General features: G+C 59.7%; 29 protein-coding genes, 1 pseudogene and 1 riboswitch. Of the genes and pseudogenes, 18 read left to right on the top strand and 12 right to left on the bottom strand.

The genetic code is table 11. The annotated features are described in order from the left end of the window. Positions 1–7: 7 nt before the first annotated feature. Positions 8–430, bottom strand: a complete 423-nt coding sequence (locus SP68_RS03420) for a DUF1249 family protein (protein ID WP_002916847.1) — start codon at positions 428–430, stop codon at positions 8–10. Beyond that, the gene (gene nudF / locus SP68_RS03415; RefSeq protein ID WP_008806516.1) at positions 427–1059 is read right to left on the bottom strand and encodes an ADP-ribose diphosphatase; all 633 of its coding nucleotides are present in this window, start codon (positions 1057–1059) and stop codon (positions 427–429) included. The genes SP68_RS03420 and nudF overlap by 4 nt, the downstream gene beginning before the upstream one ends. Before the next feature lie 196 nt (positions 1060–1255). On the opposite strand from nudF, the gene tolC reads away from it, so the two are divergent. From tolC to SP68_RS03400, 3 genes are all read left to right on the top strand, one after another. Then, the gene (gene tolC, locus SP68_RS03410) at positions 1256–2728 is read left to right on the top strand and encodes an outer membrane channel protein TolC (protein ID WP_008806517.1); all 1473 of its coding nucleotides are present in this window, start codon (positions 1256–1258) and stop codon (positions 2726–2728) included. A gap of 167 nt (positions 2729–2895) precedes the next feature. Further along, positions 2896–3567, top strand: coding sequence for a DUF1190 family protein (locus SP68_RS03405; protein WP_008806518.1), 672 nt, complete (start codon positions 2896–2898; stop codon positions 3565–3567). Between the two features lie 5 nt (positions 3568–3572). Beyond that, positions 3573–4733 (top strand): glutathionylspermidine synthase family protein, encoded by a 1161-nt coding sequence (locus tag SP68_RS03400; RefSeq protein WP_008806519.1) that lies wholly within the window; start codon positions 3573–3575, stop codon positions 4731–4733. Positions 4734–4773: 40 nt separating this feature from the next. On the opposite strand, the gene ygiD is transcribed toward SP68_RS03400, so the two are convergent. Next, positions 4774–5565 carry a 4,5-DOPA-extradiol-dioxygenase gene (gene ygiD, locus SP68_RS03395; RefSeq protein ID WP_008806520.1) on the bottom strand — a complete coding sequence of 264 codons (792 nt, stop codon included), beginning with the start codon at positions 5563–5565 and terminating at the stop codon, positions 4774–4776. 186 nt (positions 5566–5751) lie between these two features. Here ygiD and zupT point away from each other — a divergent pair, with 186 nt between their 5' ends. Then, the gene (gene zupT / locus SP68_RS03390; protein ID WP_008806521.1) at positions 5752–6522 is read left to right on the top strand and encodes a zinc transporter ZupT; all 771 of its coding nucleotides are present in this window, start codon (positions 5752–5754) and stop codon (positions 6520–6522) included. Between the two features lie 61 nt (positions 6523–6583). Here zupT and ribB read toward each other — a convergent pair whose 3' ends face one another. Beyond that, positions 6584–7237 carry a 3,4-dihydroxy-2-butanone-4-phosphate synthase gene (gene ribB / locus SP68_RS03385; RefSeq protein WP_004174356.1) on the bottom strand — a complete coding sequence of 218 codons (654 nt, stop codon included), beginning with the start codon at positions 7235–7237 and terminating at the stop codon, positions 6584–6586. 105 nt (positions 7238–7342) lie between these two features. Further along, positions 7343–7494: riboswitch (FMN riboswitch) on the bottom strand. Between the two features lie 120 nt (positions 7495–7614). Here ribB and ubiK point away from each other — a divergent pair. Next, on the top strand, positions 7615–7887 hold the full coding sequence (gene ubiK, locus SP68_RS03380; RefSeq protein WP_008806522.1) for a ubiquinone biosynthesis accessory factor UbiK: 273 nt from the start codon (positions 7615–7617) through the stop codon (positions 7885–7887). A 35-nt stretch (positions 7888–7922) separates the two neighbouring features. On the opposite strand, the gene glgS is transcribed toward ubiK, so the two are convergent. Further along, positions 7923–8120, bottom strand: a complete 198-nt coding sequence (glgS, locus tag SP68_RS03375) for a cell surface composition regulator GlgS (protein ID WP_004205248.1) — start codon at positions 8118–8120, stop codon at positions 7923–7925. On the opposite strand from glgS, the gene SP68_RS28105 reads away from it, so the two are divergent. Beyond that, a complete protein-coding gene (locus SP68_RS28105) occupies positions 8112–8261 on the top strand; it encodes a hypothetical protein (protein ID WP_004144536.1) in 150 nt (49 codons plus the stop codon). The genes glgS and SP68_RS28105 overlap by 9 nt on opposite strands. A gap of 77 nt (positions 8262–8338) precedes the next feature. On the opposite strand, the gene hldE is transcribed toward SP68_RS28105, so the two are convergent. From hldE to SP68_RS03360, 3 genes are read right to left on the bottom strand one after another with little or no spacing between them, the layout of a single operon-like run. Next, entirely contained in the window at positions 8339–9772 is a 1434-nt protein-coding gene (gene hldE, locus SP68_RS03370; RefSeq protein ID WP_012540541.1) for a bifunctional D-glycero-beta-D-manno-heptose-7-phosphate kinase/D-glycero-beta-D-manno-heptose 1-phosphate adenylyltransferase HldE, read from the bottom strand. A 58-nt stretch (positions 9773–9830) separates the two neighbouring features. After that, positions 9831–12668, bottom strand: a complete 2838-nt coding sequence (glnE, locus tag SP68_RS03365) for a bifunctional [glutamate--ammonia ligase]-adenylyl-L-tyrosine phosphorylase/[glutamate--ammonia-ligase] adenylyltransferase (RefSeq protein WP_040968873.1) — start codon at positions 12666–12668, stop codon at positions 9831–9833. A 20-nt stretch (positions 12669–12688) separates the two neighbouring features. Further along, on the bottom strand, positions 12689–13987 hold the full coding sequence (locus tag SP68_RS03360) for a CYTH domain-containing protein (RefSeq protein ID WP_008806526.1): 1299 nt from the start codon (positions 13985–13987) through the stop codon (positions 12689–12691). 214 nt (positions 13988–14201) lie between these two features. Between SP68_RS03360 and SP68_RS03355 the strand changes: the two genes are divergently transcribed. Together SP68_RS03355 and SP68_RS03350 are read left to right on the top strand one after the other, a co-directional pair. Further along, positions 14202–14822, top strand: coding sequence for a TIGR04211 family SH3 domain-containing protein (locus SP68_RS03355; protein WP_008806527.1), 621 nt, complete (start codon positions 14202–14204; stop codon positions 14820–14822). A gap of 61 nt (positions 14823–14883) precedes the next feature. Continuing rightward, positions 14884–16124 (top strand): annotated as a pseudogene (locus SP68_RS03350) (multifunctional CCA addition/repair protein). An 11-nt stretch (positions 16125–16135) separates the two neighbouring features. Here SP68_RS03350 and bacA read toward each other — a convergent pair. Then, positions 16136–16957: an undecaprenyl-diphosphate phosphatase gene (gene bacA / locus SP68_RS03345; protein WP_008806529.1), complete on the bottom strand. Its 822-nt coding sequence runs from the start codon at positions 16955–16957 to the stop codon at positions 16136–16138. Positions 16958–17154: 197 nt separating this feature from the next. Then, entirely contained in the window at positions 17155–17538 is a 384-nt protein-coding gene (folB, locus tag SP68_RS03340; RefSeq protein WP_004150923.1) for a bifunctional dihydroneopterin aldolase/7,8-dihydroneopterin epimerase, read from the bottom strand. Between the two features lie 107 nt (positions 17539–17645). Here folB and plsY point away from each other — a divergent pair, with 107 nt between their 5' ends. Together plsY and SP68_RS29000 are read left to right on the top strand one after the other, a co-directional pair. Further along, positions 17646–18263 (top strand): glycerol-3-phosphate 1-O-acyltransferase PlsY, encoded by a 618-nt coding sequence (gene plsY / locus SP68_RS03335; RefSeq protein WP_008806530.1) that lies wholly within the window; start codon positions 17646–17648, stop codon positions 18261–18263. A gap of 155 nt (positions 18264–18418) precedes the next feature. After that, the gene (locus SP68_RS29000) at positions 18419–18514 is read left to right on the top strand and encodes a hypothetical protein (RefSeq protein WP_046881937.1); all 96 of its coding nucleotides are present in this window, start codon (positions 18419–18421) and stop codon (positions 18512–18514) included. A 10-nt stretch (positions 18515–18524) separates the two neighbouring features. Here SP68_RS29000 and SP68_RS25990 read toward each other — a convergent pair whose 3' ends face one another. Then, positions 18525–18671 carry a hypothetical protein gene (locus tag SP68_RS25990; RefSeq protein WP_012540536.1) on the bottom strand — a complete coding sequence of 49 codons (147 nt, stop codon included), beginning with the start codon at positions 18669–18671 and terminating at the stop codon, positions 18525–18527. Between SP68_RS25990 and SP68_RS03330 the strand changes: the two genes are divergently transcribed. The 8 genes from SP68_RS03330 (at position 18661) to SP68_RS03295 (ending at position 25371) form a co-directional block, all read left to right on the top strand. Continuing rightward, on the top strand, positions 18661–19485 hold the full coding sequence (locus SP68_RS03330; protein WP_012540535.1) for an urease accessory protein UreD: 825 nt from the start codon (positions 18661–18663) through the stop codon (positions 19483–19485). The genes SP68_RS25990 and SP68_RS03330 overlap by 11 nt on opposite strands. Positions 19486–19494: 9 nt before the next feature. Further along, entirely contained in the window at positions 19495–19797 is a 303-nt protein-coding gene (locus SP68_RS03325) for an urease subunit gamma (RefSeq protein ID WP_002916871.1), read from the top strand. Between the two features lie 9 nt (positions 19798–19806). Then, a complete protein-coding gene (locus SP68_RS03320; RefSeq protein WP_040968874.1) occupies positions 19807–20127 on the top strand; it encodes an urease subunit beta in 321 nt (106 codons plus the stop codon). After that, entirely contained in the window at positions 20120–21823 is a 1704-nt protein-coding gene (ureC, locus tag SP68_RS03315; RefSeq protein ID WP_008806533.1) for an urease subunit alpha, read from the top strand. Before SP68_RS03320 ends, ureC begins: the two co-directional genes overlap by 8 nt. A gap of 9 nt (positions 21824–21832) precedes the next feature. Continuing rightward, positions 21833–22309, top strand: a complete 477-nt coding sequence (gene ureE / locus SP68_RS03310) for an urease accessory protein UreE (protein WP_040968875.1) — start codon at positions 21833–21835, stop codon at positions 22307–22309. A gap of 1 nt (position 22310) precedes the next feature. Continuing rightward, positions 22311–22985: an urease accessory protein UreF gene (locus SP68_RS03305; RefSeq protein ID WP_040968876.1), complete on the top strand. Its 675-nt coding sequence runs from the start codon at positions 22311–22313 to the stop codon at positions 22983–22985. An 8-nt stretch (positions 22986–22993) separates the two neighbouring features. Continuing rightward, on the top strand, positions 22994–23611 hold the full coding sequence (gene ureG / locus SP68_RS03300) for an urease accessory protein UreG (protein WP_002916877.1): 618 nt from the start codon (positions 22994–22996) through the stop codon (positions 23609–23611). A 152-nt stretch (positions 23612–23763) separates the two neighbouring features. After that, positions 23764–25371 carry a purine-cytosine permease family protein gene (locus SP68_RS03295; RefSeq protein ID WP_032733830.1) on the top strand — a complete coding sequence of 536 codons (1608 nt, stop codon included), beginning with the start codon at positions 23764–23766 and terminating at the stop codon, positions 25369–25371. 44 nt (positions 25372–25415) lie between these two features. On the opposite strand, the gene tsaD is transcribed toward SP68_RS03295, so the two are convergent. Further along, the gene (tsaD, locus tag SP68_RS03290) at positions 25416–26429 is read right to left on the bottom strand and encodes a tRNA (adenosine(37)-N6)-threonylcarbamoyltransferase complex transferase subunit TsaD (protein WP_008806537.1); all 1014 of its coding nucleotides are present in this window, start codon (positions 26427–26429) and stop codon (positions 25416–25418) included. Positions 26430–26539 lie beyond the last annotated feature (110 nt).

Genomic DNA, 26539 nt, shown 5'->3' with positions numbered 1-26539 from the left:
AACGACGCTAACAAACCGGAATCGCCATCGCTCCATGTGCTAAACAGTAACGCAGCCAGTCGGCCAGAAACTGGTTAATTTGATGCTTTTCGTCGCGTTGATGCAACTTTTTATTAGGATAATCATACCGCGCTTTGAAGCGAAAGATCTGCTGACTCGAACACACTTCGGCCACCATGGCGTCATGGTAGAGGCGAACGGTCATCGACGGCAGGCTCCAGTAGCTTACCGCAGGCAGAGTCTGTTCTATCGCCACCAGAGTAGTGTAGCGGGTCGATTCAACTATCGTTAACCGATACTGCGCGCTTCCCACCTGATAACTTACCTTCTCACCCGCTGCATCCGTTCGCGGCAACAGGCGGCGCAACTGCGCGAAGTTGGTCTCGCACAGGCGCATCATCTCAGGGAAGTCAGGTGTATAACGCTTCATTTTGTCCACTCGTTTCGTAAATTGTGATAATGCAATTGCAGCCATTGCAAGGCGATGACAGAGGCTGCGTTATCGATTTTCCCCTCTTCTACCCACTGGTAAGCCTGTTCCCGGCTCACCACATGCACCCGAATATCCTCGTTTTCCTCGGCCAGGCCATGAATGCCTTTCGCCGTGGATGCATCAACTTCTCCCACCAGGATCGATAACCGTTCGCTGGTGCCGCCAGGACTGGCCAGATAGCTTAATATTGGTTTCGTCCGCCCAACTTCAAGTCCGGCCTCCTCCAGCGCTTCCCGACGGGCAACGTCTTCCACCGTTTCCCCCGCTTCGATCATGCCGGCGACCATTTCGAGCAGCCACGGGCTCTCGCTGGTATCATAGGCGGCAATACGGATTTGTTCGACGAGCACCACTTCGTCCCGCACCGGGTCAAAGGGTAGCAAGACGGCGGCATGCCCGCGCTCAAAAATTTCACGGGTGACTTCGCCGCTCATGCCGCCGTTAAACAGGCGGTGGCGAAAACGGTATAAATCGAGCGAAAAAAAACCACGATACAGCGTTTCGCGTGCAATAATTTCTACATCATTTTTGAAGAAGGTAATTCCCTGCTGAATGGGTTTGCTCATTGTCATGTCCTGCTAATCCGAAATTAGGGATTTCCAGACCGTTTGGCTACCGTTTTACGGTCCGTATGTTAGATTGGTGCAAATTACCGCCGGATGGCACGTAACGCCAACTTTTTACGGCGGCAGAATCGATACAATCAGCGGAATTTTTCTTAGAATTAGACCAGCGCTAAATGCTTCACAACAAGGAATGCAAATGAAGAAATTGCTCCCCATTCTTATCGGCCTGAGCCTGACCGGGTTCAGCGCCATGAGCCAGGCGGAAAACCTGCTTCAGGTTTACCAGCAGGCGCGCATCAGCAACCCCGATCTGCGTAAATCGGCAGCCGATCGTGACGCCGCGTTCGAAAAGATCAATGAAGCGCGCAGTCCATTACTGCCTCAGCTTGGGCTGGGAGCGGATTATACCTATAACAATGGCTATCGCGACAGCAACGGCATCAATTCAAACGTCACCAGCGGCTCGCTGCAGTTAACGCAGGTTCTGTTTGATATGTCGAAATGGCGCGCCCTGACGCTACAGGAAAAAACGGCAGGCATTCAGGATGTCACGTATCAGACCGATCAGCAAACGCTGATTCTGAATACCGCGACGGCCTATTTTAAAGTGCTGGCCGCCATCGACACGCTCTCCTATACCGAAGCGCAGAAACAGGCTATTTACCGCCAGTTGGATCAAACCACGCAGCGCTTTAACGTAGGCCTGGTGGCGATCACTGACGTGCAGAACGCCCGTTCACAATACGACGCCGTGCTGGCGAACGAAGTCACCGCGCGTAACGATCTCGACAACGCCGTCGAAGAACTGCGCCAGGTCACCGGTAACTACTATCCGGAGCTGGCCTCGCTGAATGTGAATGGCTTCAAAACCAACAAGCCGCAGGCGGTCAACGCCCTGCTGAAGGAAGCGGAGAACCGCAACCTGTCGCTGCTGCAGGCGCGTCTGAACCAGGACCTGGCTCGCGAGCAGATTCGCCAGGCGCAGGACGGGCATTTGCCGACGCTCAGCCTATCCGCGTCGAGTGGGGTATCGAATACTAGCTACAGTGGTTCAAAAACCCATAATAATCCTCAGCAATACCAGGATAACGATGCCGGGCAGAACCAAATCGGCCTGAACTTCTCTCTGCCACTGTATCAGGGCGGCGCGGTGACCTCGCAGGTCAAACAGGCGCAATACAACTTCGTTGGCGCCAGCGAGCAGTTGGAAAGCGCCCACCGCAGCGTCGTGCAGACTGTGCGTTCGTCGTTTAACAACGTGAACGCCTCCATCAGCAGCATCAACGCCTACAAACAGGCGGTGGTCTCTGCGCAAAGCTCCCTGGATGCGATGGAAGCAGGCTACTCGGTGGGTACGCGTACCATCGTTGACGTCCTCGACGCCACCACCACGCTGTATAACGCCAAGCAGCAGCTCTCCAATGCGCGCTATAACTACCTGATCAACGAGCTGAACATTAAGTCGGCGTTAGGTACCCTGAACGAGCAGGATCTGGTCGCCCTGAACAACACGCTGGGCAAACCGATCCCCACCTCCGCAGACAGCGTCGCGCCGGAAAATCCACAGCAGGATGCCACCGCCGATGGCTACGGCAACACTACCGCAGCGGTGAAACCGGCGTCCGCACGGACCACCCAGAGCAGCGGCAGCAATCCGTTCCGTCAGTAATACCCATACTGTGACGCGCATCGCCTGTCCGTCGGACAGGCGATGCGTTAAACGTAAGGCAACGTAAAGATCCCCCGCTTAGCGCCCCTCTTCGCTTCATTTTCCACCACTCATCCTCTATCCTGAGCGTTAACACACGCCATACCACTGGGTCCTGGAAGACAAATATGAAACGGACAAAAAAAATTAATCATTCGTCGTTCCGCAAAAGCTGGAGCGCACGCCATCTGACACCGGTCGCGCTGGCCGTCACCGCGGTCTTTATGCTTGCCGGTTGTGAAAAAAGCGATGAAACGGTGTCGCTATACCAGAACGCCGATGACTGCTCCGCCGCCAATCCGGGCAAAGCAGCCGAGTGCACCACGGCCTACACCAACGCGGTAAAAGAGGCAGAGCGCACCGCGCCGAAATATGCCACCCGGGAAGACTGCGTCGCCGAGTTTGGCGAAGGCCAGTGCCAGCAGACGCCAGCCCAGGCGGGCGTCGCCCCGGAAAACCAGGCGCAGGCGCAAAGCAGCGGCAGCTTCTGGATGCCGCTGATGGCCGGCTATATGATGGGCCGCCTGATGGGCGGCGGCATGGCGCAACAGCAGCCGCTGTTCAGCTCGAAAAACCCGGCCAGCCCGGCCTATGGTCAATACACCGATGCGAGCGGCAAGAGCTATGGCGCCGCCCAGCCGGGTCGCACCATGAACGTGCCGAAAACCGCGATGGCGCCGAAGCCAGCAACTACCACCACCGTTACCCGCGGTGGTTTTGGCGAGTCGGTGGCGAAGCAGTCGACTATGCAGCGTAGCGCCGCAGGCTCAACGTCCTCTTCTCGCTCGATGGGCGGCTAACTCACATGGAAAGAGTCAGTATTACCGAGCGCCCGGACTGGCGTGAGAAAGCGACCGAGTACGGTTTCAACTTCCACACCATGTACGGTGAGCCCTACTGGAGCGAAGAGGCGTATTACAAGCTGACCCTCGCGCAGGTGGAAAAACTGGAGGAAGTCACCGCCGAGCTGCATCAAATGTGCCTCCAGGTGGTGGAGAAAGTGATCGCCAGCGATGAGCTGATGACTAAATTCCGCATCCCTAAACACACCTGGGGCTTTGTGCGTCAGTCGTGGAAAACCAACCAGCCGTCGCTCTACTCGCGTCTCGACCTGGCCTGGGATGGCGTCGGCGAGCCGAAGCTGCTGGAGAACAATGCCGACACCCCGACCTCGCTGTATGAAGCGGCCTTCTTCCAGTGGATCTGGTTGGAAGATCAGCTCAACGCCGGCAAGCTGCCGGCGGGCAGCGACCAGTTCAATAGTTTGCAGGAAAAGCTCATCGATCGCTTCGGCGAGCTGCGCGAGCAGTTTGGCTTCCAGCTGCTGCATATGGCCTGCTGCCGCGATACCGTTGAAGATCGCGGCACTGTGCAGTATCTGCAGGACTGCGCCGCGGAAGCAGGCCTGGCGACGGAATTCCTCTATATCGAAGATATCGGTCTGGGCGAAAAAGGTCAGTTTACCGATCTGCAGGATCAGGTGATTGGTAACCTGTTCAAGCTCTATCCGTGGGAGTTTATGCTGCGGGAGATGTTCTCCACCAAGCTGGAAGACGCCGGCGTGCGCTGGCTGGAGCCCGCGTGGAAAAGCATTATCTCCAACAAAGCGTTGCTGCCGATGCTGTGGGAAATGTTCCCCAATCACCCGAATCTGCTGGCGGCCTACTTCAGCGAAGATGCCCACCCGGAGATGGAGAAGTACGTCATTAAGCCGATCTTCTCTCGTGAAGGGGCCAACGTCTCCATTGTTGAGCAGGGCAAGGTCGTGGAGTCGGTGGAAGGTCCGTACGGGGAAGAAGGAACCATCGTGCAGGAGTTTTACCCCCTGCCGAAGTTTGGTGACAGCTACACACTGATTGGCAGCTGGCTCATCAACGATCAGCCCGCCGGGATCGGCATTCGCGAAGATCGGGCGCTGATCACTCAGGATCTGTCGCGCTTCTATCCGCACATTTTCGTCGAATAATGTCGCGCTCCGGCGACGATATCGCCGGAGCGCACTATCATCAGGCGCCAACCACTACCGACAGCATACTCAGCGAGCCCATCTCGATGCCATCGACCGGGATCGTAATCGCTTCAACACCATCCCACGCCCCCAGGATATATAGCAGCGGCAGGAAATGCTCCGCCGTTGGGTTGGAGAGCGAGCCTCCTTCGTGTGCCAGGTAGTTAACCAGCGGGTGCTGCTCGTCCGGCCCCTGCCATTGCAGATTCGCCTTCACGTAGTTATTGAAGGACTCTGCCCATGGGTACGGCGTGTTCTCGCCGTGCCAGCGGGCGGTGCGCAGGTTATGCACCACATTGCCGCTGGCCACCAGCATAATGCCTTCATCACGCAGCGAGGCCAGTTTCCGCCCCATTTCGAGATGCCAGGCCGGCGGTTTGGTGCTGTCGATGCTCAACTGAACCATCGGGATATCCGCCTGCGGATACATTTTAATCAGCACGCCCCACGAGCCATGGTCAAATCCCCAGGCTTCTTTATCGAGGGTGACCGGCACAGGCGAGAGCAGCTCCACCAGTCGTTGCGCCAGCGCCGGAGAGCCCGGCGCCGGATAATGGGTGTCATACAGCGCCTGTGGGAAACCGCCGAAGTCGTGAATGGTCTTCGGGGCCTCCATCGCCGTCACGCCCGTACCGCGCGTGAACCAGTGCGCAGAGACCACCACAATCGCCTTCGGACGCGGCAGGGTTTCGCCCAGGTGAGCCCAGGCGCGAGTATAAATGTTGTCTTCCAGCACGTTCATTGGGCTGCCATGGCCGAGAAACAACGCGGGCATTCGGGTAGGGGACATGATGATATCCTTAGGGTGTCAATGTGATGTGCTCACATTACGCGCTTTTGCGCCAGGATAAACTCAGATAACCATGATGATGATCGTCAGAAAATTTGAATGTAAGTCGCGGTAAAGGGACGTGTCCCGTACGCGCATCCTCAGGCAATATACTCATATGCACTTATTTTCACAGGGAGAGTAGCGATGTCATCACCCTTAATATTGACGCTGTTAGCCGGTAGCGCAACCTTTATTGGCGCCATATTCGGCGTGATTGGTCAGAAACCCTCTAACCGTCTGCTTGGCTTCTCCCTCGGCTTTGCCGCCGGGATCATGCTGTTGATTTCATTGATGGAAATGCTGCCTGCCGCGCTGACCGCCGAAGGCATGTCGCCGCTGCTCGGTTACGGGATGTTTGTCATCGGCCTGCTGGGCTATTTCGGCCTTGACCGCCTGCTGCCGCACGCCCACCCGCAGGATCTGATGACCCCCGCCACGCCGCGTCCACGTAATTTACGTCGCACCGCTATTCTGCTGACGTTAGGTATCAGCCTGCATAACTTCCCGGAAGGGATCGCCACCTATGTCACGGCCAGCAACAACCTGGAACTCGGCATGGGCGTGGCCCTCGCCGTTGCCCTGCACAATATTCCTGAAGGACTGGCCGTTGCCGGGCCAGTGTATGCCGCCACCGGATCGCGCAGCAAGGCGGTGCTCTGGGCCGGGCTTTCCGGCATGGCGGAAATTTTGGGCGGCGTGCTGGCGTGGCTGATTCTGGGGAGTCTGGTCTCACCGCTGGTGATGGGAGCGATCATGGCTGCTGTGGCCGGGATTATGGTGGCACTGTCCGTCGATGAACTGATGCCGCTGGCGAAAGAGATCGATCCGCAAAGCAACCCAAGCTATGGCGTTTTGTGCGGAATGTCGGTCATGGGGTTGAGCCTGGTGGTACTCCAGACGATGGGCATCGGTTAAAGCGCAGAAACAACACAGCCCACTAAGAAGTGGGCTGTGGTCGGGCGTAGCGAACCGCTATTTAGCTGGCTTTACGCTCATGTTCGCGACGATAGGCCACCAGATCTTCAATCGTGACTACCGCCATATTGTGCTGCTGAGCGAACTTGATGCACTCCGGCGCGCGCGCCATGGTGCCATCGTCGTTGGTCAGCTCGCACAGCACGCCTGCGGGTTTAAAGCCAGCCAGGGTCACGAGGTCGATAGTAGCTTCAGTGTGGCCGCCGCGGGTCAGTACGCCACCCGGCTGCGCACGCAGCGGGAAAACGTGGCCAGGACGGTTGAGATCGGAAGGTTTCGCGCCGTCGGCAATGGCCGCGCGGACGGTGGTCACGCGGTCGGCAGCGGAGACGCCGGTGGTCACACCTTCGGCCGCTTCGATGGTCACGGTAAAGCCGGTGCCGTAGGCGCTGGTGTTGTTCTCAACCATCATCGGCAGATCCAGCTGTTTGCGGCGATCTTCGGTCAGGCACAGGCACACAATGCCGCTGCCGTGACGAATGGTCAGCGCCATCTGCTCAACGGTCATGGTTTCGGCGGCGAAGATCATATCGCCTTCGTTTTCACGGTCTTCATCATCAAGCACCATCACGCCGCGGCCTTCGCGCAGGGCGTCCAAAGCGTGTTCCACACGTTCAAAAGCGGTACCAAAAGAAGAAAGGAGCGTCTGATTCATGGTAAAAAAACCTCATTAAAATTATGGTTACCAGAATCAGGGCAGTCTTAGGAGCGCCGGTTTAGCGGCAAAAGTCAACGCGAGCGGGCCTGGGCCCGACTGTGCCGTTACTCTCTCCCATCCGGACTTTAACCGTCGGCCCCGGAATTACACCGGATCTGCTGACCTTCCCGTAGTCACGGGAAGCGCTCGCGGGCTTTCAACGCGATGGTTGATTTACCGCCGGTGGGGAATTTCGCCCCGCCCTGAGAATAAGCGAGATAACTATAACGCTATTGACTATCCTCGGCAATGCATAAGCTTCAAACATTTCTGGTTTATAGGCGGCCTGGTTAGCACTACAATGATCAATCATCCGACCCGAGCAGGAAACCACCATGATTGACCCGAAAAAAATTGAACAAATCGCCCGCCAGGTCCATGAGTCGATGCCAAAAGGACTTCGCGATCTGGGTGAGGATGTTGAGAAGAAAATCCGCCAGGCGCTACAGTCGCAGCTGACCCGCCTGGATCTGGTCAGCCGCGAAGAGTTTGACGTACAGACTCAGGTTTTGCTGCGGACCCGCGAAAAACTGGCGCTGCTGGAGCAGCGTCTGAATGACCTCGAAAACCGCCAGGCAGCGACGCCTGGCAGCGAAGAGCAGCCGTAAAAAACGGGCCCTCAGGGGCCCGTTTTGCGTTTGGCTTAGTGGGCGGCTTCCGCCGGGCTGTTTACCTGACGACAGTAAAGTTCATAACGCTGGCAAAACCATTCACGATGCTCTTCATCCATATTGCCGACAATAGCCTGAAGATCAACTGGCTGGCCTTGCGCGTGCATTCTGGCGAAACTCCGCGCCAAAAAATCAAAATTCTTCATTGAATACATATCGTTATGGTTCATGCGCATACTCCTTCAGCGGTGGATGTTCTGATCAGTCATATGCCTTTTACTCACTTCAGTATTTACGCTTACCTTAACGCGATTTGTACGAAAAATGCGCTTAACATGATTATTTATTGCGCTAAATCATTTTCCACATGATTAAATAAAAACGGCCCGCGATATCTCCATCGCGGGCCGTGATGCTTCACCGTACAAGCCGGTGAATAGCGAAAAGATTATTTATCGCTATCTTTTTGTATTTTCTTAATAATATTGGTGGTCGAGCAGCCATCTTCAAAGTTGAGCACCAGCACTTCGCCGCCGTTAGCCCAGACTTCTTCGCTGCCGGCGATCTGTTCCGGCTTATAATCGCCGCCTTTGACCAGCAGGTCCGGCAGGATACCGGCAATCAGCCGCTGCGGGGTGTCTTCCTCGAAGGAGACCACCCAGTCGACGGCCTCCAGCGCCCCCAGCACGATCATCCGCTGCTCCAGCGGGTTCACCGGGCGGGTTTCGCCTTTCAGACGTTTGGTTGAGGCATCGCTGTTGACCGCCACGATCAGACGGTCGCCCAGCTTGCGCGCATTCGCCAGATAGGAGACATGGCCGGCATGCAGAATATCGAAGACCCCGTTGGTCATCACCACTTTCTCACCGCGCTTGCGCGCTGCCGCAACCGCCTGTTTGAGTTCCTCTTCGCTCATCACGCCAAAGCCGGTCTCAGCCCGGCCGCGGACCGCGTTTTCCAGCTCGACAGGAGAAACGGTGGAGGTCCCCAGCTTACCGACCACCACGCCCGCCGCGGCGTTGGCGAAATAGCAGGCCTCTTCCAGGGTGTTGCCGGAGGCCAGGGTCGCCGCCAGCACGCCAATCACCGTGTCGCCGGCGCCGGTGACATCGTACACTTCCTGGGCCTGGGTCGGCATATGCAGCGGCGGACGCCCCGGCTGCAGCAGCGTCATCCCCTGCTCAGAACGCGTCACCAGCAGCGCTGACAGTTCAAATTCGGCGATGAGCTTCATGCCGCGTTCAACGATCTCCGCTTCATCCTGACACTTGCCCACCACCGCTTCAAACTCAGAGAGGTTCGGGGTGAGCAGCGTCGCGCCGCGGTAGCGTTCGAAATCGGTGCCTTTCGGATCGATCAGCACCGGCACGCCCGCTTCACGGGCGAGCTTGATCATCGTCTGGACGCTGGTCAGCGCCCCTTTGGCGTAGTCCGAGAGGACCAGTGCGCCAATGGATCCCAGCGCCTGCTGAATGCGCTCATGCATCGGCTGCGGATCCACGCCGGAGAAGCCCTCTTCAAAGTCGAGGCGGATCAGCTGCTGATTGCGCGACAGCACCCGCAGCTTGGTGATGGTCGGGTGAGTCGGGACGGAGACGAAGTCGCACTTCACATTCACATTGGCCAGCGCCTGGCTCAGCGCGCGGGCAGCGTCATCAATCCCGGTCAATCCCACCAGGCGCGACGTTGCCCCCAGGGAGGCGATGTTCATCGCTACGTTTGCCGCGCCGCCAGGACGTTCTTCGATATTTTCCACCTTCACCACCGGCACCGGGGCTTCCGGGGAAATACGACTGGTGGGGCCGTACCAGTAGCGGTCCAGCATCACATCACCCACCACCAACACTCCTGCACGTTCAAACTCCGGCAGCGTTACTTTCATGACTCTCTCCTGCGAGACGCAAACTTTGCGCGCGATAATAGCACACCCGATTTTATAGTTAAGCCATCAGCCACTTCTGCCAGCTGGCGCTGACCTGCTCACGCTCCTGGCTGAAGGCCTCTGGCGCCACGTGTCCCGGCTGCTCCTGCAGGGCCAGGTGATGGAGCGCATCACGCAAGGTGGTGTACGCATGCGTTAAGGCGCGCGCCTCCTCCTCGTCCATGATGTCGTTCTGCGCCAGCAGCTCAAGAATACGCACGTTGTCAGACCAGCGGGTCAGCTTCGGCTTGTCACTGGCATAGCGTAGGACCAGATACTGGGTAATAAATTCAATATCGGTGATCCCGCCGGCATCGGCTTTGATATCAAAACGATCGGGATGTTTGTTGCCAAGGTGGGCGCGCATCTTCTCGCGCATCTCGCGAACCTCGGTCTGCAGGGTCGTCCCCTCCCGCGGGGTGGTCAGGATATCGCGACGAATGGCGTCAAAGCGCGCCTGCAGCGCCGGGTCGCCATAGACCACGCGGGCGCGCACCAGCGCCTGATGTTCCCACGTCCAGGCTTCGTTCTGCTGATAGTCAGCAAACGCGTCGGCGGTGGTGACCAGCATCCCCGCCGCGCCAGAAGGACGCAGCCGGGCGTCCACTTCGTAGAGAATACCGGACGAGGTGCGGGTGCTGAACAGGTGCATGATCCGCTGGGCCAGCCGCAGGTAGAACTGACGGCCGTCAATCTCCCGCTCGCCGTCGGTCATCACCTCCGCCGGGCAGTCATGGAGGAACACCAGATCGAGATCGGAGCTGTAGCCCAGCTCCCAGCCGCCAAGCTTACCGTAGCCGACGACGGCGAAGCCGCGACCCTGGCGATCGTGCAGGTGGGTCGGCTGGCCGTAGCGAGCGACCATCTGCCCCCATGCCTGCTGCACCACCGCGTCGAGGATCGCTTCGGCAAGCCAGGTTAAGTGATCGCTGACCTTCATCACCGGCAGGGTGCCAGCGATATCCGCCGCCGCGATATGCAGCTGCTGCGCCTGCTTAAACTGGCGCAACGCCTCCAGCTGCTGCTCTTCATCCTCTTCCGGCACACGCAGCAGGTACTGGCGCAGCTCGTCGCGATAGGCATCGGTCGCCGTCGGCTGATAGAGGGTGCTGGGATCCAGCAGCTCATCCAGCAGCAGCGGGTGGCGCGCCAGCTGGCTGGCGACCATCGGCGACGCCGCGCAGAGCGTGATCAGGTGCTTCAGCGCGCCGGGGAATTCGCTCAGCAGCTCAAGATAGGTGGTACGGGTGACGATCCCGGTCAACAGCGGCGTGATCCGCGCCAGAGGCAGCGGCGCATCGGCGCGCGAGCAGATTTCGCTCAGCAGATGCGGCATCAGCTGATCCAGCACCTGGCGGCCGCGCGGGCCGATGGTGCGCCGATCCAGCTCTTTACGAAAATCGGCAATCAGCGCCAGCACGCTACGGCGGTCGGTATCGTTTAAATGCGCCAGCGCCGGGCTGGCGTCATCTTCTTCCAGCGCATCCTGCCACAGCTCGCGCCAGTACTCGGCCAGTTGCTCATCCGGGGACTGATCCTCATCATCGCCGATCAGTTCATTAAACACTCGCCGCACGTTGGCCATCTGGCTCGCCAGCTGCGCGCTCAGCGTCTCCCAGTCTTCGGTATGCATCCCCCACGCCAGCCTGGCGCGGTTAAGTTCATCCTGCGGCAGGGTCTGGGTCTGTTCATCGTTGATGCTTTGCAGCAGGTTTTCCAGCCGGCGCAGGAACAGATAGGCCTCGCGCAGCAGCGCCGCGTCGCCTTCCGGCAGCAGATGTAGCTCATCAATCGCCGCCAGCGTCGGCAGCAGGGCGCGCTGCTGCAGTGCAGGTTCGCGACCACCGCGGATCAGCTGAAAGACCTGAACGATAAACTCAATTTCACGGATCCCGCCGGCGCCGAGCTTGATGTTGTCTTTCAGCCCGCGACGCCGCACTTCGCGGGCGATCATGCCTTTCATGTTACGCAGCGACTGGATCACGCTGAAGTCGATATAACGGCGGAAGACGAAAGGACGGAGCATCGCGCGCAACTCGCTGGCGTACACGCCTTCGTTATCGCCCATGATCCGCGCTTTCACCATCGCATAGCGTTCCCAGTCCCGACCCTGCTCCTGGTAATAATCTTCCAGTGCCGCAAAGCTGAGTACCAGCGGCCCACTGTCGCCAAACGGCCGCAGGCGCATGTCAACCCGATAGACAAAGCCGTCCTGCGTCGGCTGGTCAAGGGCCTTGATCAGCCGCTGCCCCAGACGGGTAAAGAACTGGGCGTTATCCAGCTCGCGGCGGCCGCCGCGGGTGGCGCCATGCTCAGGCCAGGCAAAGATCAGATCGATATCGGAAGAGAAGTTCAGCTCGCCGCCGCCCAGCTTTCCCATCCCGAGGATCAGCAGCGGCTGCGGCTGGCCCTCGGCATTGCATGGTGTTCCCCACTCCTTACAGCAGGCGGCGTACAGCCAGTCGCGGGCGGCGACAATCAGCGTCTCAGCCAGGGCGCTCAGCTGCTGCAGAGTCTCTTCTTCGCTCACCAGCGACAGCGCCTGCGCCCAGGCGATGCGGACCATCATCTGGCGGCGGAAGAGACGCAGCTCTCGCATCAACCCCGCTTCGTCAGTGACTGGCTGCAGACGATCCTGCAGCCAGGCCTCGTAATGCCGCCACTCTTCCGCCTCCGGCGAGGAGTCCGCAAGCTCATTCAGCCAGCCCGGCTGGGCGATCACACTCTGTTCGACAAAATCGCTGAACGCCATGACCGACCTGGCCTGTGGGCTCAGTTCTGCAATGGGAAAATCCGCTGGCAGACGGTCAGCGACCGTCTGCCAGTGCTGCTGTAATTGCGGAGAAAGCGGCATCATAAGGGCTCCCTGGCCTGAAATTATCGTTTTCCACTATGCAGCCAGAACGGCTCGGCAGCCAGCGCCTGGCGACGGAAATATTCAAAGACGCTGCGATCGTCATGTGCTATTGCACGGTGAAGCTCCTGCCAGTTCTCCAGCCACGGCGCGACGGCGTCGCCATAGGCGCCCGCCAGCAGCTGGACGCTGTCGATGTCACGGGACAGCTTCGGCAACTGGTCGGCGGCATCTTCGACCGCCAGATGCTGCACGGCGCCGCGCAGCTCGGCCGCCACCCGCGAGAGGTTAATATCGGCAAACCGTTTGAACGATCCGGCTATTTTTTTCTCTCCCGCCTCGTTGAGGAACGGACGCCAGCCGCGCTGGACCAGCCATTCGGTCAGGGCCAGTTTGGCGCCGACGACCTCGGTGCGGAATAACGCCTCGTCGGCGGTGTCCGCGGCCAGCAGAACGGCTTCGGCGTCGTTCAGCAACGCGCGGAGCTGGGTGGTCGCCTTACGCGGCACGATGCCGCCGAACAGCACGAGGGTATGGCGCACGCGGGCTAACGCCAGCAGGATTTCCGCTTTGGCTTTCGCATTGCCGCGCAGCCATACTTCGTCGTGATACAGCCAGTGCGCCAGGGCGCTCTCCAGCGCCGCCTCCAGCCCCTGCTCCACGCTGGCCTTCGCCGCCACCGTCAGCACCGTCAGCGAGGTGACGGGACGCTCGCCATTGCCTTGCGCCAGATGATACCCGCGCGCGGCTTTGCTCAGGCTCCCCTGACGCAGGACGCCGCTCTCCAGCAGACGGTGCGCAAGGCGCAGCAGATCGGCAGTCTCCCCGGCAAGCAGCTCCAGCTCCAGTTCGCAGATCGGCTCCTGATGTTCGCCAGCCTTCACTTCGCCGCGATCGAGGGCGATCTCAATCTCACTATTCCCTTCCTGTATCACCCAACGTTCACGGGCAAAATCAGTGCTGAACAGCGGCTGGACATGCTCCGCCAGCGCGGCCGGGAGCTCGCCTTGCGGCCAGACCTCCGCCGGCAGGCGCTCAAGCGCCAGCTCCGGTTTATCCAGTGGGATATTGTATTCCGGACGCTGGTGCAGCCCCCCTACCACCCGGCCGGCAATTTTCAGCGTCATTTCATAACGCCCCTGATCGCCGCGGATGCGCAGCCCCATATCGTGACGACGCAGCCAGTTATCGGCGGTTTCGTAATAAATGTTCAGTAACTGGCCCGCAGGCGTATGTTTCGCCTCGAGCGCATTGAGCTGCTCGCGCAGCGTCTCTACCCCATTCTGAGCGACGATAAACTTGAGTTCGATTTCTTGAGCCATGACTGAATTCTTCCGCTTCTGTGCTGCGCCGACAAATTGCGGCGAACTTACGACGATATTTTTTGTCAGTAGATAGTATTTTGCGGCGAATCGCCATGCAACGCGCTTTTTGCCGGGCCACCTCCTGGATGATTCCGATTGTGGTGGAAAACTTTGCGTCGCTCTGGCGATGCCTCTACTATCGTTCCACTTTTTATGACCAAACGATGACCTGATGCCAAAATTACGCCTGATTACTTTTACTTTGCTCGCGCTTAGCGCCGCTACGGCGGTTCACGCAGAAGAAAAGCGCTACGTTTCCGATGAGCTGAACACCTGGGTTCGCAGCGGCCCGGGCGATAATTATCGTCTGGTCGGCACCATCAACGCCGGGGAAGAAGTGTCGGTGCTGCAAACGAACGACAGCACCAGTTACGCGCAGGTCCGCGACAGCAATGGCCGTACCGCCTGGATCCCGTTGAAAGAGCTGAGCAATGAGCCCAGCCTGCGCACCCGCGTCCCGGATCTGGAAAACCAGGTCAAAACGCTGACCGATAAGCTGAACAACATCGACGCCACCTGGAACCAGCGCACGGCGGATATGCAGAAGAAAGTCGCCGGCAGCGACAGCGCGATTAACGCGCTGAAGGACGAGAACCAGAAGTTGAAAAACGAGCTGGTGGTCGCGCAGAAGAAGGTGAATGCGGCGAATCTGCAGCTTGATGACAAACAGCGCACCATTATCATGCAGTGGTTCATGTACGGCGGCGGCGTGCTCGGCGTCGGTCTGCTGCTGGGTCTGGTGCTGCCGCATCTGGTGCCAAGCCGCAAACGTAAAGACCGGTGGATGAACTAATTCGTCTTCTCTGCCAGACTTACGTATCATCTTGCGAAAAACAGATACGGGAGAATCGGGCGTGAAGAGCTATCTGGTCGGCGGTGCGGTGCGCGATGCGCTATTAGGGCTGCCGGTCAAAGACCGAGACTGGGTGGTGGTGGGCGCCACCCCGCAACAGATGCTTGACGCGGGCTACCAACAGGTAGGCCGCGACTTTCCCGTGTTCCTCCATCCGCAAAGCCGGGAGGAGTATGCCCTGGCCCGTACCGAGCGCAAATCCGGCGCGGGCTATACCGGTTTTACCTGCTATGCCGCCCGGACGTGACCCTCGAAGCCGATCTGCTGCGCCGCGACCTGACGGTCAACGCCCTCGCCCAGGATGCCGATGGCACGATCATCGACCCCTACGGCGGGCAAAACGATCTTCGCCTGCGCCTGCTGCGCCATGTCTCTCCCGCCTTTAGCGAAGATCCGCTGCGCGTGCTGCGTGTGGCGCGCTTTGCTGCCCGCTATGCGCATCTGGGCTTTCGCATTGCCGAAGAAACCCAGGCCCTGATGCATGCGATGGTTGAGGCCGGTGAGCTGGCGCATTTAACGCCGGAGCGGGTGTGGAAAGAGACGGAAAGCGCGTTAACCACCCGCAATCCGCAGGTCTTTTTCCAGACGCTGCGCGACTGCCAGGCTCTTAAGGTGCTGTTTCCGGAAATTGACGCGCTATACGGCGTGCCGGCCCCGGCGAAGTGGCACCCGGAAATCGACACCGGCCTGCACACCCTGATGACCGTCACGATGGCCGCGATGCTGTCGCCGGATGTCGACGTGCGTTTCGCCACCCTGTGTCATGACCTCGGTAAAGGGCTGACGCCGAAAGCGCTCTGGCCGCGTCACCACGGCCATGGCCCGGCGGGAGTCAAGCTGGTAGAACAGCTCTGCGCGCGTCTGCGGGTGCCAAACGATATCCGCGATCTCGCGAAACTGGTGGCGGAGTACCATGACTTGATCCACACCCTGCCGATCCTGCAGCCGAAAACCCTCGTCAAACTCTTCGACAGCATTGACGCCTGGCGCAAACCGCAGCGCGTGCAGCAGATCGCCCTCACCAGCGAAGCCGACGTCCGCGGACGCACCGGTTTCGAGGCCAGCGATTACCCGCAAGGGCGCCTGCTTCTGGAGGCCTGGGAAGTGGCGCAGTCTGTCTCCACCAAAGAGGTAGTGGCGGCGGGCTTTAAAGGGGCGGAAATTCGCGAAGAGCTGACGCGGCGGAGAATTGCTGCGGTGGCGCAGTGGAAGGAACAGCGTTGCCCCCAGCCGCAAGGCTGAGGGCACTGGTCTTAGAAGAAGACCACGTAAACGGCTGCCGCCACGATAAAGCGGTAGATAGCGAACGGGATAAACGAGATCCGCTTGATCAGCTGCAGGAAGGTTTTAATCGCAATCAGCGCCACGATAAACGCCATCACGAAGCCGACGGCAAACATCGGCACATCGCCCATGTTCAGGAAGCCGATGCTCTTGTAGACGTCCAGCACGGTGGCGCCCATCATCATCGGTACCGCCAGCAGGAAAGAGAACTCCGACGCCGCGTAGCGGCTGACGCCCATCAGCATGCCGCCGGAGATAGTCGCCCCCGAGCGCGAGAACCCCGGCCACAGCGCCAGACACTGAAAGCAGCCGATGACAAACGCCTGACGATAGGTCATATCGTCAATCCCGACCGCGCGCGGCTGTTTCGGCTTGAGTACTTCCGCCGCAATCAGCAATACGCCGCCGACAATCAGGGCGTACATCACGTTTACCGGGTTAAATAAGGATTTAATGGTGTCGTGGAAAATCAGCCCCAGCACCACCGCGGGGATCATGCCGAGGAGGATATGGATAAGCGACAAGCGACCGCTGCCTTTGCCTTCATGCTCCGGCGGCCTGCCGAAATGGATGCCGATCAGACCGAACAAACGACGCCAGAACATCACCACTACGGCGAGTATCGAGCCTAGCTGAATAACCACTTCAAAGGTATTTGCCGTATCACCTTCAAACCCCAGCAGGTGACCAACAATAATCATATGACCGGTACTGGAAACAGGTAAAAACTCTGTCAACCCCTCAACCACACCCAATATTGCCGCCACCAGCAGCGAGTGTATATCGCTCATTCAATTAAACCCTTTAAAAAGTAAAATGAAAAAAACCAGGAACACATTATCGATCAACAGGCGCAACCCGACAGCCAGAGCGCGCGTAATCCGCAGCGTACAGGAAGTACACACGGATTCGTCCACCGTTCTGGAAGGACATCGCCAGTAAAATTGCCTGATGACCGGATGCTATGACCGGTATAAACGCAATTTGTTTAACAAGTATGACCTGAAAAGTTTTGTTTCAGATTAAGGCCACGTTCAATAATCACACCGACATTTGCCGCGCGGGCCACGGCGCCAGGTTTGCTGACTTTAATACGCACCCATGGCGACTGGAATGTTTCCAGCAGCAGGTCGGCCACTTCTTCCGCCACCCGCTCCACTAACGCGAATTTTCCCCCCTCCACATGCGCGATCACTCGCTCGCTGATATCAGCATAGCTGAGGCAGTCGCTGACATCATCGCTGGCGGCCGCCTTGCGGTTATCCCATGCAATTTCGATATCGAACACCAGCTTCTGCTCAATGGTTTGTTCCCAGTCATAAACACCAATGGTGGTGATTACCGAAAGTTGCTCTATAAATACAATATCCATCACGCCCTGCCTGCTTTTTAGCTAAACCGGATACCACTTCCGGCGAATTATGCGTATTATCCACAGATGCAGAGAATACAACGACATTTTCAAAACGGAACAGCGTTATGAGTGCAATCGCGCCTGGACTGGTACTCCTCGCCTACCTCTGCGGCTCCATTTCCAGCGCCATTCTGGTATGTCGCCTTGCTGGCCTGCCCGACCCACGCGACAGCGGCTCAGGCAACCCCGGGGCCACTAACGTACTACGAATTGGCGGAAAAGGGGCGGCCGTAGCGGTACTTATTTTTGATGTGCTGAAGGGTATGCTCCCGGTGTGGGGCGCCTGGGCGCTGGGCCTTACGCCGTTCTGGCTGGGGTTAGTGGCGATTGCCGCCTGCGTGGGCCATATCTGGCCAGTCTTCTTTCATTTCCGCGGCGGTAAAGGCGTCGCCACGGCCTTCGGCGCTATCGCCCCCATCGGTCTCGATCTGACCGGGGTGATGGCCGGGACCTGGCTGCTGACCATCCTGCTCAGCGGCTACTCATCCCTTGGCGCTATCGTCAGCGCGCTTATCGCGCCTTTCTACGTCTGGTGGTTTAAACCGCAGTACACTTTTCCGGTGTCGATGCTCTCCTGCCTGATCCTCCTGCGCCATCACGACAACATTCAGCGTCTGTGGCGCCGCCAGGAGAGCAAAATCTGGACCCGGATGAAGAAGAAAAAAGCGCCAGAGCAGAAATAATCTCCCCTCCCGGCCCCGTCTGCCGGGAGGATCCCCGGGCCTGTTTGCCCATCTCACCCGCACTTTTGCTCCACGTCGTCATGATACGCGGTAATCGCCGCATCCCCCTTTTATAACAACGCGTTATCGGCAACTAAAAGCAAAAGTTCCGCCGCCTGCTGGCATCGGGGACGGGCCCGCCCTCCCGCCTTATCCGCCGCGGCCAGTCAGCGGATAAGGATATTGACGGCAAAGATTATCCGGGTGAATAATCCGGAGCGGTTATACCGCTTTCCCCTCGCGCCCGTCGCGACGCGCCGGGTAACGAATGACATAAGCGTTTCGTATGACCGGGATAAACTCCCGCCGATCAATACTCATTGCTGCTGTTTTATCTTGATTTTGCAGGGGCGCAACATTGCACGGCACCGTGTTACCACCACTCAAAAAAGGCTGGCAGGCTACGCTGGATCTCCGCTTTCAGCAGGCCGGAGGCAAGACCGTTCTCGCCAGCGCCCAACACGTCGGCCCGCTGACCGTCCAGCGCCCGTTTTACCCGGAAGAAGAGACCTGTCACCTCTATCTGCTTCACCCGCCCGGTGGCATCGTCGGCGGTGATGAGCTGACAATTAGCGCCCACCTTGACCCCGGCTGCCATACGCTGATAACCATGCCTGGCGCCAGCAAGTTTTACCGCAGCAGCGGTGCGCAAGCGCTATTGCGCCAGCAGTTGACCCTCGCCCCGCAGGCGACCCTGGAGTGGCTCCCGCAGGATGCCATCTTCTTTCCCGGGGCCAATGCCCGGCTGTCCACCACCTTTCATCTTTGCGCCTCCAGCACGCTGCTGGCCTGGGATCTGCTCTGCCTTGGCCGCCCGGTGATTGGTGAAACCTTCAGCCACGGCACCCTCAGCAACCGGCTGGAAGTGTGGGTGGATGAGATACCGCTGCTGGTTGAGCGCCTGCACCTGCAGGAGGGAGAGCTGTCCAGCGTCGCCGAATGTCCCTGGGTCGGCACTTTGCTGTGCTATCCGGCTACCGATGCCCTGCTCGACGGGGTGCGCGACGCGCTGGCGCCGCTCGGTCTCTACGCTGGCGCCAGCCTGACCGACCGCCTGCTGACGGTGCGTTTCCTCAGTGACGATAATCTGATTTGCCAACAGGTGATGCGCGACGTCTGGCAGTTTCTGCGCCCTCATCTCACCGGCAAATCCCCCGTACTTCCCCGAATCTGGCTGACTTAAGAGAACGTTATGGAACTGACCCCCCGAGAAAAAGACAAGCTGTTGCTGTTTACCGCCGCGCTGGTGGCGGAACGCCGCCTGGCCCGCGGCCTGAAGCTCAACTATCCGGAGTCCGTGGCCCTCATCAGCGCCTTTATTATGGAAGGCGCCCGCGACGGCAAAAGCGTGGCCTCACTGATGGAGGAAGGCCGTCACGTCCTGACCCGCGAGCAGGTGATGGAGGGCGTCCCGGAAATGATCCCGGATATCCAGGTCGAAGCCACCTTTCCGGACGGTTCGAAGCTGGTCACCGTTCACAACCCGATAATCTGAGGTAGCGCCATGATCCCCGGTGAATATCACGTTAAGCCCGGTCAGATAGGCCTGAATACCGGCCGGGCGACCTGCCGCGTGGTCGTTGAGAACCACGGCGATCGACCGATTCAGGTCGGTTCGCACTACCATTTCGCCGAGGTCAACCCGGCGCTGAAGTTCGACCGTCAGCAGGTCACTGGCTATCGCCTGAATATCCCGGCCGGCACGGCGGTACGTTTTGAACCCGGCCAGAAACGCGAGGTCGAGCTGGTGGCCTTCGCCGGTCACCGCGCTGTCTTCGGCTTCCGCGGCGAGGTCATGGGCCCTCTGGAGGCAAACGATGAGTAATATTTCACGCCAGGCCTATGCCGATATGTTCGGCCCCACCGTCGGCGACAAGGTGCGCCTGGCCGATACCGAGCTGTGGATCGAGGTGGAAGATGATTTGACCACCTACGGAGAAGAGGTCAAATTCGGCGGCGGCAAAGTGATCCGCGACGGGATGGGTCAGGGACAGATGCTGGCCGCCGACTGTGTCGACCTGGTGCTCACCAACGCGCTGATCGTTGATCACTGGGGGATCGTCAAGGCCGATATCGGCGTGAAGGACGGGCGGATCTTCGCCATCGGCAAAGCCGGTAATCCCGATATCCAGCCCAACGTCACCATCCCCATCGGCGCCGCGACGGAAGTGATTGCCGCCGAAGGCAAGATCGTCACCGCCGGCGGGATCGATACCCATATTCACTGGATCTGTCCGCAACAGGCGGAAGAGGCGCTGGTCTCCGGCGTGACCACCATGGTCGGCGGCGGCACCGGCCCGGCCGCGGGCACCCATGCCACCACCTGCACCCCGGGCCCCTGGTATATCTCACGCATGCTGCAGGCGGCCGACAGCCTGCCGGTCAATATCGGCCTGCTGGGCAAGGGCAACGTTTCTCAGCCGGATGCCCTGCGCGAGCAGGTGGCGGCGGGCGTCATTGGCCTGAAAATTCATGAGGACTGGGGCGCCACCCCGGCGGCGATCGACTGTGCGTTAACCGTCGCCGATGAAATGGATATTCAGGTCGCCCTGCACAGCGACACCCTCAATGAGTCCGGTTTTGTGGAAGATACCCTCGCCGCCATCGGCGGGCGCACTATTCACACCTTCCATACCGAAGGGGCCGGCGGCGGCCATGCGCCGGACATCATCACCGCCTGCGCCCACCCGAACATTTTACCGTCGTCCACCAACCCAACGCTGCCCTACACCCTCAACACCATCGATGAACATCTCGATATGCTGATGGTCTGCCACCATCTGGACCCGGACATTGCTGAGGACGTGGCCTTTGCCGAATCGCGCATTCGCCGGGAAACCATCGCCGCGGAAGACGTGCTGCACGACCTCGGCGCCTTCTCGCTCACCTCCTCCGATTCGCAGGCCATGGGTCGCGTCGGGGAAGTGGTCCTCCGCACCTGGCAGGTGGCGCACCGCATGAAGGTGCAGCGCGGAGCGCTGGCGGAAGAGACCGGGGATAACGACAACTTCCGTGTGAAGCGCTACATCGCCAAATACACTATCAACCCGGCGCTGACCCACGGCATCGCGCACGAAGTCGGATCCATTGAGGTGGGTAAGCTGGCGGACCTCGTAGTTTGGTCACCAGCCTTCTTTGGTGTGAAACCGGCCACCGTGATCAAAGGCGGCATGATCGCCATCGCGCCGATGGGCGATATCAATGCCTCGATTCCGACCCCGCAGCCGGTGCACTACCGTCCGATGTTTGGCGCCCTGGGCAGCGCCCGCCATCACTGCCGCCTCACCTTCCTGTCGCAGGCGGCGGCGGACAACGGCGTTGCCGAACGGCTGAACCTGCGCAGCGCGATCGCCGTGGTAAAAGGCTGCCGTACGGTGCAGAAAGCCGACATGGTGCACAACAGCCTGCAGCCTAACATCACCGTCGACGCGCAGACTTATGAGGTGCGGGTGGATGGCGAACTCATCACCAGCGAGCCGGCAGACGTTCTGCCGATGGCGCAACGATATTTTCTGTTTTAAGGAGAGCGGATGCTTTATTTAACTCAACGTCTGGAGACCCCCGCCGCCGCGACCGCCAGCGTTACGCTGCCGATTGACGTTCGCGTCAAAAGCCGGGTTAAGGTCACCCTCAACGATGGCCGGGAAGCCGGTCTGCTGCTGCCCCGCGGCCTGCTGCTGCGCGGCGGCGATGTGCTCAGCAACGAAGAAGGCTCCGAGTTTGTGCAGGTGATTGCCGCTGATGAAGGGGTGTCGGTAGTGCGCTGCGACGATCCGTTTATGCTGGCGAAGGCCTGCTACCACCTCGGCAACCGTCACGTGCCGCTGCAGATCATGCCGGGCGAGCTGCGCTACCATCACGATCACGTGCTGGACGATATGCTGCGCCAGTTCGGCCTGACGGTGACCTTTGGCCAGTTGCCGTTCGAGCCGGAAGCCGGCGCTTACGCCAGCGAAAGCCACGGTCATCATCATGCTCATCATGCCCACCACGCTCACAGCCACTAGCATGTCGACAGCGGAACAACGCCTGCGGCTGATGCAGCTGGCCAGCAGCAACCTGCCGGTAGGCGGTTACAGCTGGTCCCAGGGGCTGGAGTGGGCTGTGGAAGCCGGCTGGGTGCCGGACGTCGCGGCTTTCGAGCGCTGGCAGCGACGCCAGATGACGGAAGGCTTTTTTACCGTTGACCTGCCGCTGTTCGCCCGCCTGTACCGCGCCTGCGAACAAGGCGATATCGCTGCGGCCCAGCGCTGGACCGCCTATCTGCTGGCCTGCCGGGAAACTCGTGAACTGCGGGAGGAAGAGCGCAACCGCGGCGCGGCGTTTGTCCGTCTGCTGAGCGACTGGCAGCCGGACTGTCCGCCGGCGTGGCGCACGCTGTGCCAGCAAAGCCAGCTCGCCGGGATGGCCTGGCTCGGCGTGCGCTGGCGCATCGCGCTGCCCGAGATGGCCCTCAGCCTGGGCTACAGCTGGATTGAGAGCGCCGTGATGGCCGGCGTCAAGCTGGTGCCCTTCGGTCAGCAGGCCGCCCAGCAGCTGATTTTACGTCTTTGCGACCACTACGCGGCCGAGATGCCCCGCGCGCTGGCCGCGCCGGACGGCGATATCGGATCGGCCACCCCGCTCGCCGCTATCGCCTCGGCCCGGCATGAAACCCAATACTCTCGATTATTCCGTTCCTAGGAGAAGCCATGAACTCTTATAAACACCCGCTGCGCGTCGGCGTCGGCGGCCCGGTCGGCTCCGGTAAAACCGCTCTGCTGGAAGCGCTGTGCAAAGCGATGCGTGATACCTGGCAGCTGGCGGTGGTCACTAACGACATCTATACCAAAGAAGATCAGCGCATCCTCACCGAAGCGGGCGCGCTGGCGCCTGAACGCATCGTCGGTGTGGAAACCGGCGGCTGCCCGCATACGGCGATCCGCGAAGATGCCTCAATGAACCTCGCCGCCGTGGAAGCGCTGAGTGAAAAGTTCGGTAACCTCGACCTTATCTTCGTGGAAAGCGGCGGCGACAACCTAAGCGCCACCTTCAGCCCGGAGCTGGCGGATCTGACCATCTACGTCATCGATGTGGCCGAAGGGGAAAAGATCCCGCGCAAAGGCGGGCCGGGGATCACCAAATCCGATTTCCTGGTGATCAATAAAACCGACCTTGCCCCCTATGTGGGCGCGTCGCTGGAAGTGATGGCGAGCGATACCCAGCGTATGCGCGGCGATCGCCCATGGACCTTCACCAACCTGAAGCAGGGCGACGGCCTGAGCACCATTATCGCCTTCCTTGAAGACAAAGGCATGCTCGGCAAATAGGCCTGTTGCACCAGCCGGGCGCAGGCGCGTCCGGATGGTGCAGCCCCTGCTCTCTCTTCTATCACCCTGCACCATCCTCCCCGCCACGCCTGCCCTGCAATATGGCATAAGGTTTGCTAATTCAAGTCATGCCTAACCATTAAGGAATGACTATGTCATCACTGGATCTCAACCCTGAATTACCTGCGACAACGCGGACTTCCGGCTCCCGGGAAACCTTAGAAGATTACACCTTACGTTATGCCCCGCTGAGCTTCCGCCGCTGGGGACCGGGCGTCGTCGCGGTCACGGCGCTGGGCGGCATCGCCTACCTGGCCGACTTTTCCATCGGCGCCAGCATCGGTATGGCCTGGGGCACCAGCAACGCCATCTATTCGATCCTGGTGGCGGCGCTGGTGATCTTCCTCACCGGCATTCCGCTGGCGATCACCGCCGCGCGCTACAACATTGACCTTGACCTGATCACCCGCAGCGCCGGCTTCGGCTATTTCGGCTCGGTGATCACCAGCATTATTTTTGCCGGCTTCACCTTTATCTTCTTCGCCCTCGAAGGCTCGATCATGGCCCAGGGGCTGCTGGTGGGCCTCGGGATCCCGCTGTGGGTGGGGTATCTGATCGCCACCCTGATGGTGCTCCCGCTGGTGGTCTATGGCATGAAAGCCCTGACCCGCCTGCAGGTATGGACCACCCCGCTGTGGCTGGTGCTGATGGTGGTGCCGGTGGTGTGGCTGATTGTCAAAGATCCGCAGCTGGTGGACGGCTTCCTGCATTTCGCCGGTAAAAACAGCGCGTCGACGGTGGATATCACCGCCATCATGCTCGGCGCCGGGGTATGCCTGTCGCTGATCATGCAGATTGGCGAGCAAATTGATTACCTGCGCTTTATGCCGCCTAAGACCGCGGAGAACCGTAAAAGCTGGTGGCTGGCGGTCTTTTCCGCCGGCCCGGGCTGGGTGGTGTTAGGCGCGATCAAACAGATCATCGGCGCCTTCCTCGGCTTCTATCTGTTGACCCGTTTCCCGGCGGTGCACAATACCGAACCGGTGCAGCAGTTCGTCAGCGTCTTCGATAACCTGGTGCCCGGCTGGCTGGCCCTGACGCTGGCGGTGGTGCTGGTGGTGATCTCGCAGATCAAAATTAACGTCACCAATGCCTACTCCGGCTCGCTGGCGTGGACCAGCGCCTGGACCCGCACCACCAAACGCTATCCGGGACGGATTATTTTTGTGGTAGTCAACCTGGCGATTGCCCTGGCGCTGATGGAAGGCGATATGTTCAGCGCCTTGTCGTGGATCCTCGGCTTTTACTCCAACTTCGCCATCGCCTGGGTCGTGGTGGTGGCGACCGACATCACCTTTAATAAAGGCTTGCTCAAGCTGGCGCCGGCGCAGCCGGAGTATCGTCGCGGCATGATCTACAACGTTAACCCGGTAGGCGTGGTCTCCTTTGGTCTGGCCGCCGGGCTGTCGATCTGCGCCTTCTTCGGCCTGCTGGGCGCGACGCTGGCGCCGTTCTCGCCGCTGATTGCGCTGGTCGTCGCCTTTGTCATGACCCCGCTGATGGGACTCCTTACCCGCGGGCGCTACTATATTAAGCAGGTGGATGACGGCATCGCCGAGCCGCGCTATGACGCGGCGGGGAACGCCTCCACCACCGTGTATCAATGCGTTAGCTGTGAGGAAGAGTACGAGCGCCCGGATGTGATGCACTCACACAAGCATCAGGGAGCCATCTGCTCGCTGTGTAAAAGTATGGAGTAGTCAGAAAGGCAGGCCGACGTGACGTCGGCCTGTTTCAGGATGCGTTAGGCGGCAGGCAGCTCGGCCAGCGGCCAGCGCGGGCGAACCGTCACGCCGAGCTCGGCTTTGGCGCCGGTTTGCAGACGCACCATGCCGGCGTAGGCGATCATCGCGCCGTTGTCAGTACAGAACTCAGGGCGGGCGTAGAACACCTCGCCGCCGCGTTTTTGCATCATCTCCGCCAGCTTCGCCCGCAGGGTACGGTTGGCGCTCACGCCTCCCGCCATCACCAGACGCTTAAAGCCGGTTTGCTCCAGCGCGCGGCGACATTTAATCATCAGCGTATCGACGACCGCATCCTCAAATGCCCGGGCGATGTCGGCGCGGGTTTGCTCATCGTCGCCATTATTACGAATGGTGTTGGCGGCGAAAGTTTTCAGGCCTGAGAAGCTGAAATCGAGCCCCGGGCGGTCGGTCATCGGCCGCGGGAAGACAAAGCGGCCTTCGGTGCCCTGAGCGGCCATTTTCGACAGCATCGGCCCGCCGGGATAATCCAGTCCCAGCAGTTTCGCCGTCTTATCAAAGGCTTCGCCCGCCGCATCGTCAATCGACTCGCCCAGCAGTTCATACTGACCAATACCAGTGACGCTAATCAACTGGGTGTGGCCGCCGGAAACCAGCAGCGCGACGAACGGGAACGCCGGTGGGTTATCTTCCAGCATCGGCGCCAGCAGGTGCCCTTCCATATGGTGTACCGGGATCGCCGGCACGTTCCAGGCGAAGGCCAGCGACCGGCCAACGGTCGCCCCGACCAGCAGCGCGCCGACCAGGCCAGGACCCGCCGTATAGGCGACGGCGTCGATATCTTTCGCCGTCAGACCGGCTTCTTTCAGCGCCGCCTGGATCAGCGGCACCGTTTTGCGCACGTGGTCGCGCGATGCCAGCTCCGGCACCACGCCGCCGTAGTCCGCATGCAGTTTCACCTGACTATACAGTTGGTTGGCTAACAGACCTTGCTGGTCGTCATAAATCGCGATGCCGGTTTCATCGCAGGATGTTTCAATGCCCAGTACACGCATGAGTTGTTTTACCTCGCTTCAATACCGCGCAGTGTAGGTCCAATGACCGGCGATGTAAAACTTTGCTCACCCCTGGTGCTCTCTTCGTGTATACTCCTCACCCTTATAAA

The sequence above is a fragment of the Klebsiella variicola genome (assembly GCF_000828055.2).
GTDB lineage: Bacteria > Pseudomonadota > Gammaproteobacteria > Enterobacterales > Enterobacteriaceae > Klebsiella > Klebsiella variicola.
Note: the sequence above shows the minus strand (reverse complement) of the source record. Positions and strands in the feature narration are given on the sequence as shown.

Coding starts and splice junctions, on each gene's coding strand:
- SP68_RS03420 (WP_002916847.1), bottom strand. CDS start 430: ATGAAGCGTTATACACCTGACTTCCCTGAGATGATGCGCCTGTGCGAG.
- nudF (WP_008806516.1), bottom strand. CDS start 1,059: ATGAGCAAACCCATTCAGCAGGGAATTACCTTCTTCAAAAATGATGTA.
- tolC (WP_008806517.1), top strand. CDS start 1,256: ATGAAGAAATTGCTCCCCATTCTTATCGGCCTGAGCCTGACCGGGTTC.
- SP68_RS03405 (WP_008806518.1), top strand. CDS start 2,896: ATGAAACGGACAAAAAAAATTAATCATTCGTCGTTCCGCAAAAGCTGG.
- SP68_RS03400 (WP_008806519.1), top strand. CDS start 3,573: ATGGAAAGAGTCAGTATTACCGAGCGCCCGGACTGGCGTGAGAAAGCG.
- ygiD (WP_008806520.1), bottom strand. CDS start 5,565: ATGTCCCCTACCCGAATGCCCGCGTTGTTTCTCGGCCATGGCAGCCCA.
- zupT (WP_008806521.1), top strand. CDS start 5,752: ATGTCATCACCCTTAATATTGACGCTGTTAGCCGGTAGCGCAACCTTT.
- ribB (WP_004174356.1), bottom strand. CDS start 7,237: ATGAATCAGACGCTCCTTTCTTCTTTTGGTACCGCTTTTGAACGTGTG.
- ubiK (WP_008806522.1), top strand. CDS start 7,615: ATGATTGACCCGAAAAAAATTGAACAAATCGCCCGCCAGGTCCATGAG.
- SP68_RS28105 (WP_004144536.1), top strand. CDS start 8,112: ATGGTTCATGCGCATACTCCTTCAGCGGTGGATGTTCTGATCAGTCAT.
- glgS (WP_004205248.1), bottom strand. CDS start 8,120: ATGAACCATAACGATATGTATTCAATGAAGAATTTTGATTTTTTGGCG.
- hldE (WP_012540541.1), bottom strand. CDS start 9,772: ATGAAAGTAACGCTGCCGGAGTTTGAACGTGCAGGAGTGTTGGTGGTG.
- glnE (WP_040968873.1), bottom strand. CDS start 12,668: ATGATGCCGCTTTCTCCGCAATTACAGCAGCACTGGCAGACGGTCGCT.
- SP68_RS03360 (WP_008806526.1), bottom strand. CDS start 13,987: ATGGCTCAAGAAATCGAACTCAAGTTTATCGTCGCTCAGAATGGGGTA.
- SP68_RS03355 (WP_008806527.1), top strand. CDS start 14,202: ATGCCAAAATTACGCCTGATTACTTTTACTTTGCTCGCGCTTAGCGCC.
- bacA (WP_008806529.1), bottom strand. CDS start 16,957: ATGAGCGATATACACTCGCTGCTGGTGGCGGCAATATTGGGTGTGGTT.
- folB (WP_004150923.1), bottom strand. CDS start 17,538: ATGGATATTGTATTTATAGAGCAACTTTCGGTAATCACCACCATTGGT.
- plsY (WP_008806530.1), top strand. CDS start 17,646: ATGAGTGCAATCGCGCCTGGACTGGTACTCCTCGCCTACCTCTGCGGC.
- SP68_RS03325 (WP_002916871.1), top strand. CDS start 19,495: ATGGAACTGACCCCCCGAGAAAAAGACAAGCTGTTGCTGTTTACCGCC.
- SP68_RS03320 (WP_040968874.1), top strand. CDS start 19,807: ATGATCCCCGGTGAATATCACGTTAAGCCCGGTCAGATAGGCCTGAAT.
- ureC (WP_008806533.1), top strand. CDS start 20,120: ATGAGTAATATTTCACGCCAGGCCTATGCCGATATGTTCGGCCCCACC.
- ureE (WP_040968875.1), top strand. CDS start 21,833: ATGCTTTATTTAACTCAACGTCTGGAGACCCCCGCCGCCGCGACCGCC.
- SP68_RS03305 (WP_040968876.1), top strand. CDS start 22,311: ATGTCGACAGCGGAACAACGCCTGCGGCTGATGCAGCTGGCCAGCAGC.
- ureG (WP_002916877.1), top strand. CDS start 22,994: ATGAACTCTTATAAACACCCGCTGCGCGTCGGCGTCGGCGGCCCGGTC.
- SP68_RS03295 (WP_032733830.1), top strand. CDS start 23,764: ATGTCATCACTGGATCTCAACCCTGAATTACCTGCGACAACGCGGACT.
- tsaD (WP_008806537.1), bottom strand. CDS start 26,429: ATGCGTGTACTGGGCATTGAAACATCCTGCGATGAAACCGGCATCGCG.